The organism is Cytobacillus oceanisediminis 2691, from assembly GCF_000294775.2.
Taxonomy (GTDB): domain Bacteria; phylum Bacillota; class Bacilli; order Bacillales; family Cytobacillaceae; genus Cytobacillus; species Cytobacillus pseudoceanisediminis.
Genome location: NZ_CP015506.1, coordinates 1,941,711 through 1,955,076 on the forward strand (window position 1 = coordinate 1,941,711; position 13,366 = coordinate 1,955,076).

The following is a 13,366-nucleotide window of genomic DNA, read 5'->3' on the forward strand; positions in this document are numbered from 1 at the left end:
AATAAATTTATTAACACTCACCAGCACATTTGAACAACCTCTAAAAAAAGGTGGTTAAAACTTGAGTACAGTAATAGCCTTTATTGTTATTTTCGGGGCACTGGTATTTTTCCATGAACTGGGACACTTAATTTTTGCAAAAAGAGCAGGAATTCTCTGCCGCGAATTCGCTATTGGATTCGGCCCTAAAGTGTTTTCCTTTAAAAAAGATGAAACAGTTTATACGATTCGTCTATTGCCAATAGGCGGGTTTGTGCGCATGGCCGGTGAAGATCCCGAGATGGTGGAAATTAAACCTGGCTACCGCATCGGCCTGATCCTTGATGATAACGAGGAAGTAAGCAAAATTATTTTAAACAATAAGGATAAATATCCAGATGCAAGAATAGTTGAAGTTGAAGATGCTGACATTGAGCATGCCCTTGAAATAAAAGGGTATGTTGAGGGTGAAGAGGAAGAGTCAATCCAAGTTTTTAAAATCAGCCGTTCAGCTGTGCTGGTTGAGGATGGAACAGAGACGCTCATTGCCCCGTATGACCGTCAATTTGCATCAAAGACATTGGGCCAGAGAACAATGGCGATTTTCGCAGGCCCGATGATGAATTTTGTTCTGGCTTTTATTGTTTTTGTACTAATAGCCTTATTGCAGGGTATTCCGACTAATGAACCTGCACTAGGCAAGCTGACCCCTGATGGTGCAGCTTATGAAGCTGGGCTTAAGGAAGGCGATTTGGTTCAAAGTGTCGATGGAGCAGAAATTTCAAGCTGGTCAGATGTAGTAGAAATCATTAGACAAAACCCAAGTGAAGAATTGGAGTTTTTGGTGGAAAGAAACGGCCAGGAACATACAATACCGGTTACTCCGAAGGTTCAGGATGTTGAAGGCGAAAAGATTGGAATCATTGGAGTATATAGTCCAATGGAGAAATCACCTTTAAAGGCCATTACCTATGGAGCTAAGGAAACCTATTTCTGGACTAAAGAGATTTTTGTCATGCTAGGCAAGCTTGTCACTGGACAGTTCTCAATTGATGCATTATCAGGCCCGGTAGGTATCTATGTTTCAACAGATACAGTAGCCAAATCAGGTATCTATTACTTAATGAAATGGGCAGGTATCCTAAGCATAAATCTGGGAATTATGAACCTGCTTCCAATTCCGGCTCTCGATGGCGGAAGATTAATGTTCTTTGCTGTTGAAGCTGTAAGAGGGAAGCCAATTGACCGCCATAAAGAGGGAATGGTCCACTTTATTGGGTTTGCCCTTTTAATGCTATTAATGCTCGTGGTCACTTGGAATGATATTCAGAGATTTTTCCTGTAAAAACTTAGCAGAGCTGCATGCAGAAGAAGGATGAGGGCTCTGGTCTTTAGGAAGCTATTAGCTTTTTCTGAAGACCGGGAGACCCTTCTTTTGTTGAGGAAGCAGATTCATTACATATTTTTAATTGAGGTGCAAATAAATGAAACAGAGCATGACGCTTATTCCTACATTAAAAGAAGTGCCTGCAGATGCGGAAACCAGAAGCCACCAATTATTGCTGAGGGCTGGTTTTATCCGCCAGAACGCAAGCGGAATTTATAGCTATATGCCTTTAGCGAAAAAAGTTCTGCAAAAGGTTGAAGCTATTATCAGAGAAGAAATGGATAATGCAGGGGCTGTCGAGCTTCTGATGCCAGCCCTTCAGCAGGCTGAACTATGGCAGGAATCCGGGCGCTGGTATACATACGGACCTGAACTGATGAGAATGAAGGATCGCCATGAGCGAGAGTTCGCTTTGGGTGCCACTCATGAAGAAGTGATTACCAGCCTGGTTCGTGATGCAGTAAAATCATATAAGAAATTACCATTGGCTCTTTATCAGATTCAGACAAAGTTCCGTGATGAGAAGCGTCCTCGCTTTGGGCTTCTTCGCGGGCGTGAGTTTATCATGAAGGATGCCTATTCCTTTCACTCAAATCAAGAAAGCCTTGATGAAATGTATGATAAACTTTTTACAGCTTATTCTAATGTGTTCAGACGCTGCGGCCTGAATTTCAGAGCTGTCATTGCTGACTCGGGTGCAATGGGCGGTAAAGACACACATGAGTTTATGGTTCTTTCAGAAGTTGGAGAAGATACTATCGCATACTCAGATACTTCCGAATACGCTGCCAATATTGAAATGGCTCCGGTTCTTGCACAATACTCAAAGAGCAATGAGGAGCCTCAGGAACTGGAAAAGGCAGCAACAGAAAACAAAAAAACAATTGAAGAAGTTTCAACTTTCCTAAACGTGGCTAAAGAGCAGTGCATAAAGACGCTTCTTTTTAAAGCTGATGAAAAATATGTTCTTGTTCTTGTCCGCGGTGACCATGAAGTAAATGACATCAAGCTTAAAAATCTGCTTGAAGCCGCTGCCGTTGAGCTAGCTGATGCCGAAGAGACTAAGCAAATTCTTGGCTGTGCTGTTGGTTCTTTGGGACCTATTGGAGTGAAGGATATTGAGATCATTGCAGATCATGCAGTGGAAGCCATTGTGAATGGTGTATGTGGCGCAAATGAAGAAGGAATTCATTATGTCAATGCTAATCCAGATCGTGATTTCTATGTAACCCGATATGCAGATCTCCGTTTCATTCAAGAGGGCGACCCTTCACCAGATGGACAAGGAACGATTCAATTTGCCAAAGGAATTGAAGTTGGACATATCTTTAAGCTGGGCACCCGCTATAGTGAGGCAATGGAAGCGACTTTTTTAGATGAAAATGGGAGAACACAGCCAATGATTATGGGCTGCTATGGCATCGGAGTTTCCCGTACTATGGCTGCAGTTGCCGAACAGTTCAGCGATGAGAACGGCTTTATCTGGCCGCGCTCCCTGGCTCCATTCGACTTGCATCTCATCCCTATTAACATGAAGGACGAAACTCAGTCTGCAGTTGCTGAGGAATTATATACAATGCTAAAGCGTGATCGCTATGAAGTATTAATGGATGACCGCCAGGAACGTCCCGGTGTCAAATTTGCAGATTCCGACCTTATCGGTTTGCCAATCCGCATAACTGTGGGCAAAAAAGCTTCTGAAGGCATCGTCGAAGTGAAAGTTAGAAAAACAGGTGAAATGCAGGAAATTCACAAAGATCAGCTTGCAGATAAAATTGCTGAAATGATGTCTGCAATATAAAAATATGGGCAGTGTTCATTTTGATTTAGACGAAAAAACGGGTTCCAAAATGGAATCCGTTTTTTCATTCACTATCTGATTCGATATGTTATAATTAAGTCCGTCTGTCCATTTCTAAATATGGCGGTGCTTATTTATTTTCAGTTTTCTAACATTATAACAATATTTCTAATGCTGAGTTGATTGGAGTGGAGGGTACTTGATCCTCGAAAATGCTTTCGCATTTTCTTCGTGCGGTGCTAAGTCAGGATGATTATTCAAAGTCCTGCGGCAGGAGAGGGAGTGGGAGACCCCACAGGCGGAGCCGAGGAGCCCTGTTCCTCCCCGCGGGAAACAAGTGCCACGTGATGAAATCAACGGGCAGAATATTGAATTAAAACAAGGATTATAACAAAAGTGTAAAACATAGAAACCAAGTTTATTAGATGGGAGAGAGAAAGATGAGCGAACCTTCTAGATTTCAGCTCTTGCTCCAGCAGATGCAGCTAACTGAAGATGCCTTTGTGCAGCACTTTCATGATGCCCAGATCGAAAGGGTCATAGTCGAAAGACAGTCACGGAAATGGCATTTTTATTTTGCTTTTCCAAAGATTGTGCCTTGCAGTGTATATAGCCGCTTCACAGATCAGCTGGAAAAGACATTTTCCCATATTGCAGAAATTTCCTACAGCATATCTGTGAAAAATCAGGATTTTACTGAACAGCTTGTTCTTGAATACTGGCACAACTGCATCAAAGAAATGGATGGCATGGCGCCCCCGCTCATAAAGCTTCTGAATGAACAGGTTCCTTCTGTTCAGGGCAACAAACTTATCATTAAGGTCCGAAATGAATTGGAAGGATTGTCTATCAAGAAAAAGTATGCCGGCACTATTTCAGATGTTTTTCAAGTTTTTGGCTTTCCGGCCTTAACAGTTGATACAGAAGTATCTTCTGAAGGATCCAATGAAGAATATGAAAAATTCATGGAGGCCAAACGCAAAGAAGATCAGGAGCGCGGTCTCCAGGCAGCAATCGAGATGCAGAAGAAAGAAGCAGAAGCTGAATCAGCAGATCCTTCAGCACCTCAGGGGCCGCTTACAATCGGTCTTACCATTAAGGATGATGCAGATTACCGCAAATTGATTGATATAGTTGATGAAGAGCGCAGAGTAGCCGTTGAAGGCTATGTGTTTGCTGCTGAAACGAGAGAACTCCGCAGCGGCCGGACACTCTTAACTTTCAAAATTACTGATTATACCAGCTCCATTCTTGTAAAAATGTTCTCGCGGGACAAAGAGGATGCTGCTTTATTTCAGCATGTGCAAAAAGGTATGTGGCTAAAGGTCCGAGGCAGCATACAAAACGATACATTTGTACGTGACCTGGTAATGATCGGGAACGATATCAATGAAATTAAACCTATTCAAAGACAGGATACATCACCTGCTGAAGAAAAAAGGGTTGAACTTCATCTTCATACACCGATGAGCCAAATGGATGCAGTTTCATCTGTCAGTGCACTTGTTTCACAGGCGAAAAAGTGGGGACACAAAGCTATTGCCATTACTGATCATGCTGTTGCTCAATCATTCCCTGAAGCCTATGGTGCCGGGAAAAAGAATGATATAAAGATCTTATACGGAATTGAAGCGAACCTTGTGGATGATGGTGTGCCGATTGCCTATAATGATGCGCATCGCAAGCTTACTGAAGATACGTATGTTGTATTTGACGTTGAGACAACAGGCTTATCAGCTGTATATGATACGATCATTGAGCTTGCCGCGGTTAAGATTCATGATGGTGAAATCATTGATCGGTTTGAATCCTTTGCAAACCCTCATCACCCTTTGTCGGCAACAACGATCAATCTGACTGGAATCACCGATGATCTGGTGGAGAATGCACCGGAAGTGGAAGAGGTACTGAAGAAGTTCCATGAATGGGCAGGAGATGCTGTTTTAGTAGCTCATAATGCATCCTTCGACATGGGCTTCCTAAATGTAGGCTATAAAAAAATGGGCATAGGCAAAGCGTCTAATCCTGTAATAGATACTCTTGAACTTGCACGCTTTCTATATCCGGACATGAAAAATCATCGTCTGAACACGCTTGCCAAAAAGTTCGACGTTGAACTCACCCAGCATCACCGTGCTATATATGACGCGGAAGCCACAGGTTATCTGCTTCTTAAGATGCTTAAGCATGCAGATGAAAAAGGGATCGAATATCATGATCAATTCAATGATAATATGGGTCAGGGAAATGCCTATCAGCGTGCAAGACCAGCGCACTGCACCCTGCTTGCTCAGACAGAAGAAGGCTTGAAAAATATCTTTAAACTCGTATCCATCTCGCATCTTGAATATTTTTACAGAGTGCCCCGCATTCCGAGGTCAGTCCTGCAAAAACATCGTGCAGGAATTCTGGTTGGATCGGGATGTGACAAAGGCGAAGTTTTTGAAGGCATGATGCAGAAATCTCCAGATGAAGTGGAAGATACAGCGCAATTCTACGATTATCTTGAAGTGCACCCGAAAGCTGTCTATGCACACCTTTTGGAGCTTGAACTTGTAAGAGATGAAAAAGCGCTGGAAGAGATTATCGGCAATATTGTAAAGCTGGGAGAAAAGCTTGATCTGCCGGTTGTCGCGACAGGCAATGTACACTACTTGAATCCAAATGATAAAATCTATCGGAAAATCCTTGTTAATTCACAGGGAGGAGCAAATCCTTTGAATCGCCATCAGCTCCCGGATGTTCACTTCAGGACTACTAATGAAATGCTTGATGCTTTTTCATTCCTTGGCAAAGACAAAGCGAAGGAAATTGTGGTAGAGAATACGAACAGAATAGCGGATATGATTGAAGAAATTAAGCCGATTAAAGATGATTTGTATACACCAAAAATTGAAGGCGCAGATGAAGAAATGCGCAGCATGAGTTACGGAATGGCTAGGAAAATCTATGGTGATCCGCTACCTGAGATCGTTGAAGCCCGCCTTGAAAAAGAACTTAAGAGTATTATCGGGCATGGGTTCGCGGTTATCTATCTGATCTCACATAAGCTTGTAAAAAGATCACTGGATGATGGCTATCTTGTTGGTTCCCGTGGATCAGTCGGCTCCTCTTTTGTTGCGACGATGACCGAAATAACTGAAGTAAATCCGCTGCCTCCCCATTACGTTTGCCCGGAATGCAAGACATCCGAGTTTTTCAATGACGGGTCAGTTGGCTCCGGTTTTGACCTGCCTGATAAAGACTGCCCGAACTGTGGAGCAAAATATAAAAAAGATGGACATGATATCCCGTTCGAAACGTTCCTTGGTTTCAAGGGAGATAAGGTTCCCGATATTGACTTGAACTTTTCGGGGGAATACCAGCCGAGGGCACATAACTATACAAAGGTGCTATTCGGGGAGGAATATGTATACCGTGCAGGAACAATCGGTACTGTGGCAGACAAAACAGCTTATGGTTATGTCAAAGCATACCAGCAGGATAATAATCTTCAAATCAGGGGTGCCGAAATTGACAGGCTTGCTTCCGGCTGCACAGGAGTAAAGCGGACAACTGGACAGCACCCTGGCGGTATTATTGTTGTGCCGGATTACATGGATATTTATGATTTTTCGCCTATTCAGTTCCCTGCTGACGACCGGACATCTGAATGGAAAACGACTCATTTTGACTTCCATTCAATTCACGATAATCTATTAAAACTCGATATACTGGGGCACGACGACCCAACCGTCATAAGGATGCTTCAGGATCTTAGCGGTATTGATCCAAAAACGATTCCGACAGATGATCCTGAAGTAATGAAAATTTTTAGCGGGCCGGAATCACTTGGTGTGACAGAAGAGCAAATCATGTGTAAAACTGGAACACTAGGCATACCGGAATTTGGTACACGATTTGTCCGCCAGATGCTTGAAGATACAAAGCCGACCACTTTCTCAGAACTTGTCCAGATTTCGGGTCTTTCTCATGGTACAGATGTTTGGCTCGGGAATGCCCAGGAATTGATCCATAATAATATTTGTAACTTAAGTGAAGTAATCGGGTGCCGCGATGATATTATGGTTTATTTAATCTATCAGGGGCTTGAGCCTGCTTTTGCTTTTAAAATTATGGAATCGGTTCGTAAGGGTAAAGGCCTGAGCGATGAAATGGAAGCTGAAATGAGAAAGAATGAAGTGCCGGAATGGTATATTGATTCCTGTAAAAAGATTAAATACATGTTCCCTAAAGCCCATGCGGCAGCCTACGTATTAATGGCAGTCCGGATTGCATATTTTAAAGTGCACCATCCGCTTCTTTACTATGCAGCATACTTCACTGTTCGTGCAGAGGACTTTGACGTTGATGCCATGGTTAAAGGATCCCAGGCGATACGTTCCCGCATCGAAGAAATCAATGCAAAGGGACTTGATGCTTCTACGAAAGAAAAAAATCTATTAACTGTAATGGAGCTGGCTTTGGAAATGAACGAAAGGGGCTTTAACTTCCAAAAGGTGGACTTATACCGCTCTAGCGCAAATGAGTTTATCATTGATGGAAATTCTTTGATACCGCCGTTTAATTCCATTCCAGGATTGGGTACAAACGCAGCATTCAATATTGTTAAAGCAAGGGAAGAAGGAGAATTCCTATCCAAAGAAGATTTGCAGCAGCGCGGAAAAGTGTCCAAGACGATTATCGAGTATCTGGATAATCACGGCTGCCTTGAATCTCTTCCTGAACAAAATCAGCTTTCACTATTCTAAAAAAGAGGGCAGGCAAATGGTCCGCCCCCTTCTGCTGACAGCTATTCCATTTGCATAAAAAAATTGGTTATGGTATAGTTTTATTGGAAATACTAAGAATAACTCTCGCAAAAGGAAGAGTGGGGCAACCCACTCTTTCGTGTTGTGTACGGTTTTTTCCTGAAGATTGTTTTCGTAAGTTTTGTTGCTTTTTGTATATTATTTGCTGAGTTGATTGTAGCGGAAGGTGCGAAGACTTATGCGGGAGAGGCTCACCGCCCGCCACGCGGTTCGCTGAGCAGCCTGGAGCGAAAATCAAAGGACAATATAGATAGATGAAAAACAACAATATATCCGAAAAAGTCTTCCTGTATATCAAAATAAAACTTTTGTAAAACAAGAGCTAAGAATCCAGTAAAAAGGAGGGAAATGAATGAGCAAAGTGACTGAAACGGTGGAACAACTGGTCACCCCTATTGTGGATGAACTTAATTTAGAATTAGTCGACATTGAATATGTAAAAGAAGGGAAAGACTGGTTCCTTCGCGTATTTATTGATAAAGAAACTGGTGTTGATATCGAGGAATGCGGAACGGTCAGTGAAAGGCTTAGTGAAAAGCTTGATGCTGAAGATCCGATTCCTTACAACTATTTCTTGGAAGTTTCATCGCCGGGAGCTGAACGCCCTCTAAAGAAAGACAGTGATTTTGTTAAGGCAGTTGGCAAGAATGTTTTCATAAAAACATACGAGCCGATTGATGGAGAAAAGACGTTCGAAGGTGTATTAACCCAATTTGACGGGGAGACCGTTACGGTTGAAGTGACAATCAAAACAAGGAAGAAAAGGATCGAAATTCCTTATGAGAAGGTAGCGAATGCCCGTTTAGCCGTTGTTTTCTAATGACGGCTGATTGCGGGCTTGCTTATTAAGAAAAGCGTAAGCGTCTTGCCCACGAAGGAACGCAGACTAAGAGCGCCGTGTCCTGTGGCAACGTCTGCATGACCCTCATCCTGGGGCCTCACCTCGAGGGGGGAGGCAGCTTGAGCTAGACAGTTATTGACGTTCAAAAACCAATACTTACTTGTCTTATTAATTAAAGCAAATTGCTACTTTAGAGTTGATCATTTTTATAAGAGAAATAAAGGGGGATATAAATCTCATGAGCAGTGAACTTTTGGATGCTCTGACATTGCTTGAGAAAGAAAAAGGCATTTCTCGCGATGTGATTATCGAAGCAATTGAAGCTGCATTGGTGTCAGCCTACCGCAGAAACTTTAACCAGGCACAGAATGTGCGCATTGATTTAAACCTAGGAAACGGAACGATGAGAGTCTTTGCACGCAAAGAGGTAGTGGATGAAGTATTTGATCCGCGTCTTGAAATTTCAGTTGAAGATGCTCAAAAGATCAACCCGAACTACCAGGTGGAAGATGTCGTCGAAATGGAAGTAACTCCTAAGGACTTTGGGCGCATTGCTGCCCAAACGGCCAAACAGGTTGTTACACAGCGTGTCCGTGAAGCGGAGAGAGGCATCATTTATTCTGAATTTATTGACCGTGAAGAAGATATCATGACGGGAATTGTTCAGCGTACAGATCCTAAGTTCATCTATGTGAGCCTTGGAAAGATTGAAGCAATCCTTCCGGCGAACGAACAAATGCCAAATGAGCGTTATCAGCCCCATGACCGCATTAAAGTCTTTATTACAAAAGTAGAAAAGACAACAAAAGGACCACAAATCTTTGTTAGCAGAACGCATCCTGGTCTGCTGAAGAGATTATTTGAAATTGAAGTTCCAGAAATTTATGATGGAACTGTTGAAATCAAATCTGTTGCGCGTGAAGCAGGGGACCGTTCTAAGATCTCCGTACATTCAGACAATGAAGAAGTAGATCCGGTAGGTTCATGTGTAGGCCCTAAGGGAACACGTGTACAGGCGGTAGTAAATGAGCTTAAGGGCGAAAAAATTGATATTGTAAAGTGGTCTTCAGATCCGGTAGTTTTCGTTGCAAATGCACTTAGTCCTTCAAAGGTGCTTGACGTAATCGTAAATGAAGATGACAAAGCAACAACAGTTGTAGTCCCGGATTATCAGCTATCCCTGGCAATCGGAAAGCGCGGCCAGAATGCAAGACTTGCAGCCAAGCTTACAGGCTGGAAAATTGATATCAAATCAGAAACAGATGCCCGTGAAGCCGGAATTTATCCGCGGGATGAAACACTGTTGAACTTTGATAATGATGGTTACGAAAACGAAGACTACGAAAATGATGCAGACTTCGATTTTCAGGATAATCTTTTAGAGGGAAAAGAATAGGGAAGAGGTGAATGATCGTGAACAATCGTAAAAAAGTTCCTTTGCGAAAATGTGTCGCTACCGGTGAAATGAGGCCGAAAAAAGAACTCGTTCGCATCGTTCGCTCCAAAGAAGGGGAAGTATCTGTAGACCCGACCGGAAAAAAATCAGGGCGCGGGGCTTATCTTTCCAAAGAAAAGGAAGCAGTTTTATTAGCAAAGAAAAAGAATATCTTAGCCAATCATTTAGAAGTTTCCATAGATGATGCTATCTATGAAGAACTCTTGGAGTTAATAGAGAAGGAGAAACGGCAATCCAAATGAACTCAAATCAATGGATGTCATTGCTTGGCTTAGCCAATCGGGCACGGAAAATTACTTCGGGAGAAGAGCTTGCTGTTAAAGAGATCAGAAATGGCAAAGCAAAGCTTGTTTTGCTGTCTGCAGATGCATCCGCAAATACGGCAAAGAAAGTTACAGATAAATGTAAATCATTCGGGGTTCCTTATAAGCTGATTCAAAACCGGGAAATGCTTGGTAAGGCTATAGGGAAGGAAGCCCGCGTTGTTGTGGCAGTGTTAGATGCCGGATTTGCAAAAAAGCTGTTAACGTTGCTCGATTAATACTAGCGGGGGTGAAAGTATGAGTAAAATGCGCGTATATGAATATGCGAAAAAACATAACATTTCAAGCAAGGATGTTATTACAAAATTAAAAGACATGAATATTGAGGTTTCCAATCATATGACTACGATTGAGCCGGCTGCAGTCCAGAAACTTGACGGCATCTTTATCAAGAATGACAGCCAGTCTCAAAAACAGAGCAAACCTCAAAACCAGCAAAAACCGCAAGGGAATCAAAAACCAGCTTCAAATAATAGTGCTGCCAGTTCAACAGCTGTTAAAGGCAAGCCCCAGAATAAACCAGGTGAAAACAGAAACCAGGGGCAGGGCAGCCAGTCCAGCAATAACCGGGGCAATAACAACAACAATAGAAACAATAATAACAACAATAGAAGCAACAATAACAACAACCGAAACAATAACAGAAACAACAATAAGAATAAAAACAACAAAGGCAAACAGCAGCAGACTTTTGTGGCCCCAGCTCCTAAAAAAGTGAAGGAGCTTCCTTCAAAAATTACTTTCAGCGAATCACTGACTGTAGCGGAACTGGCAAAGAAGCTTCACCGCGAACCTTCTGAAATCATTAAAAAGTTATTCATGCTGGGTGTTATGGCAACCATTAACCAGGATCTTGACAAAGATGCCATTGAGCTGATTGCAGGTGAATATGGTGTAGAAGTAGAAGAAGAGGTGCTGGTCGATACAACCGATCTTGAAGTATACTTCACAGAAGATGAAAATGCCGAACTAGTGGAACGTCCATCTGTTGTAACCATCATGGGACACGTTGACCATGGTAAAACAACATTGCTAGACTCCATCCGCAACACGAAAGTAACAGCGGGAGAAGCTGGCGGGATCACACAGCATATCGGAGCTTATCAAGTTGAAGAGAACGGCAAAAAGATAACCTTCCTTGATACTCCTGGACACGCAGCGTTTACGACTATGCGTGCCCGCGGTGCGAAAATTACCGATATTACAATTCTCGTTGTTGCAGCAGATGATGGTGTTATGCCGCAAACGGTTGAAGCAATCAACCATGCAAAAGCAGCAGAAGTGCCAATCATTGTGGCTGTTAACAAAATGGATAAGGAAGCAGCAAATCCTGACCGTGTCATGCAGGAACTGACTGAACATAACCTAGTTCCTGAGGCATGGGGCGGAGACACAATTTTTGTTCCAATCTCTGCTATAAAAGGCGATGGAATTGATGAACTGCTTGAAATGATTCTTCTTGTAGGTGAAGTGGAAGAATACAAGGCTAATCCTGACCGCAATGCCGTTGGTACAGTTATCGAAGCACAGCTTGACAAAGGACGCGGTTCAGTTGCGACTCTGCTTGTGCAAAACGGTACATTGAAAGTAGGAGATCCAATCGTTGTCGGCAACACATTTGGACGTGTCCGTGCAATGGTTAATGATCTTGGCCGCCGGGTGAAAACTGCCGGACCTTCAACACCTGTTGAAATTACAGGTCTTAACGATGTTCCTCAAGCTGGTGACCGCTTTGCTGTACTTGATGATGAAAAGACAGCCCGCCAGATTGGTGAAGCTCGTGCCCAGCAGGCATTGCAGGCCCAAAGAAACGAAAAAACACGCGTAAGTCTTGATAACTTGTTTGAACATATGAAACAAGGGGAAATGAAAGACTTAAACATCGTTGTTAAAGCGGATGTTCAAGGTTCAGCGGAAGCATTAACTGCTGCGCTTCATAAAATAGATGTAGAGGGTGTTAATGTTCGTATCCTTCATACAGGTGTCGGTGCCATTAATGAGTCTGACATCACTTTAGCTGCAGCTTTCAATGCTATTGTCATCGGATTTAATGTACGTCCTGACAATAATGCAAAACGTGCAGCAGAAGCTGAAGATGTGGATATCCGTCTGCACCGCATCATCTACAAAGTAATTGAGGAAATTGAACTGGCGATGCAGGGTATGCTTGACCCTGAGTTCGAAGAAAAAATCATCGGCCAGGCCGAAGTACGCCAGACATTCAAAGTTTCAAAAATCGGTACCATTGCAGGTTCGTATGTCACAGACGGAAAAATCACTCGTGACAGCGGTGTCCGCTTAATCCGCGATGGAGTTGTTATTTTTGAAGGGGAAGTTGATGCTCTTAAGCGATTCAAAGATGACGCTAAAGAAGTAGCTCAAGGCTATGAATGCGGTATTACCATCAAAAACTTCAATGACGTTAAAGAAGGCGACGTTATCGAAGCATATATTATGGAAGAAGTGGAACGTTAATGATAATTGGGCTTGCAGCCTGTGAATGTATCATTTATGACACACATTCTTTGAAAGAGAAACGGGCTGTTTTGCAGCGGATTCTCACCCGGCTGAAGCAAAGATACAATGTATCTGTATCTGAGGTGGACTATCAGGACCTATGGCAGCGGACAAAAATTGCCATTGTGGCCGTTTCGTCCACCCAGGTTTCAACGGAACACGAGCTGCAAAATGCGCTTAAGATGATTGATTCGTTCCCGGAAATAGAACGGACAATTACAGATTTAGAGTGGCTTTAAGAAGAGGTGATA

The 13,366-nt window shown here is 42.8% G+C and carries 9 protein-coding genes; all 9 read left to right on the forward strand.

Going from position 1 to position 13,366, the window contains the following annotated elements; all coding sequences use genetic code 11:
* The first annotated feature begins 61 nt into the window (after positions 1-61).
* The 9 genes from rseP to A361_RS09930 all read left to right on the forward strand — a co-directional run bounded on the left by rseP (position 62) and on the right by A361_RS09930 (position 13,354).
* Positions 62-1,324, forward strand: a complete 1,263-nt coding sequence (gene rseP, locus A361_RS09890; protein ID WP_019381777.1) for an RIP metalloprotease RseP — start codon at positions 62-64, stop codon at positions 1,322-1,324.
* Between the two features lie 139 nt (positions 1,325-1,463).
* Positions 1,464-3,167, forward strand: a complete 1,704-nt coding sequence (locus tag A361_RS09895) for a proline--tRNA ligase (protein WP_019381778.1) — start codon at positions 1,464-1,466, stop codon at positions 3,165-3,167.
* Positions 3,168-3,607: 440 nt separating this feature from the next.
* On the forward strand, positions 3,608-7,918 hold the full coding sequence (locus tag A361_RS09900) for a PolC-type DNA polymerase III (protein ID WP_019381779.1): 4,311 nt from the start codon (positions 3,608-3,610) through the stop codon (positions 7,916-7,918).
* Positions 7,919-8,330: 412 nt separating this feature from the next.
* Positions 8,331-8,798 carry a ribosome maturation factor RimP gene (gene rimP / locus A361_RS09905; protein ID WP_009330707.1) on the forward strand — a complete coding sequence of 156 codons (468 nt, stop codon included), beginning with the start codon at positions 8,331-8,333 and terminating at the stop codon, positions 8,796-8,798.
* 259 nt (positions 8,799-9,057) lie between these two features.
* Positions 9,058-10,215, forward strand: coding sequence for a transcription termination factor NusA (gene nusA / locus A361_RS09910; protein ID WP_019381780.1), 1,158 nt, complete (start codon positions 9,058-9,060; stop codon positions 10,213-10,215).
* Positions 10,216-10,232: 17 nt separating this feature from the next.
* On the forward strand, positions 10,233-10,517 hold the full coding sequence (rnpM, locus tag A361_RS09915) for an RNase P modulator RnpM (protein WP_009330705.1): 285 nt from the start codon (positions 10,233-10,235) through the stop codon (positions 10,515-10,517).
* A complete protein-coding gene (locus A361_RS09920; protein ID WP_009330704.1) occupies positions 10,514-10,816 on the forward strand; it encodes a YlxQ family RNA-binding protein in 303 nt (100 codons plus the stop codon). Before rnpM ends, A361_RS09920 begins: the two co-directional genes overlap by 4 nt.
* Before the next feature lie 19 nt (positions 10,817-10,835).
* On the forward strand, positions 10,836-13,073 hold the full coding sequence (gene infB / locus A361_RS09925; protein ID WP_009330703.1) for a translation initiation factor IF-2: 2,238 nt from the start codon (positions 10,836-10,838) through the stop codon (positions 13,071-13,073).
* Positions 13,073-13,354: a DUF503 domain-containing protein gene (locus A361_RS09930; RefSeq protein WP_009330702.1), complete on the forward strand. Its 282-nt coding sequence runs from the start codon at positions 13,073-13,075 to the stop codon at positions 13,352-13,354. The genes infB and A361_RS09930 overlap by 1 nt, the downstream gene beginning before the upstream one ends.
* Positions 13,355-13,366 lie beyond the last annotated feature (12 nt).

What these genes read in the sequence shown, in the direction of transcription:
- A361_RS09895 (WP_019381778.1), top strand. Translation starts at nt 1,464, where the DNA reads ATGAAACAGAGCATGACGCTTATTCCTACATTAAAAGAAGTGCCTGCA.
- A361_RS09900 (WP_019381779.1), top strand. Translation starts at nt 3,608, where the DNA reads ATGAGCGAACCTTCTAGATTTCAGCTCTTGCTCCAGCAGATGCAGCTA.
- rimP (WP_009330707.1), top strand. Translation starts at nt 8,331, where the DNA reads ATGAGCAAAGTGACTGAAACGGTGGAACAACTGGTCACCCCTATTGTG.
- nusA (WP_019381780.1), top strand. Translation starts at nt 9,058, where the DNA reads ATGAGCAGTGAACTTTTGGATGCTCTGACATTGCTTGAGAAAGAAAAA.
- A361_RS09920 (WP_009330704.1), top strand. Translation starts at nt 10,514, where the DNA reads ATGAACTCAAATCAATGGATGTCATTGCTTGGCTTAGCCAATCGGGCA.
- infB (WP_009330703.1), top strand. Translation starts at nt 10,836, where the DNA reads ATGAGTAAAATGCGCGTATATGAATATGCGAAAAAACATAACATTTCA.
- A361_RS09930 (WP_009330702.1), top strand. Translation starts at nt 13,073, where the DNA reads ATGATAATTGGGCTTGCAGCCTGTGAATGTATCATTTATGACACACAT.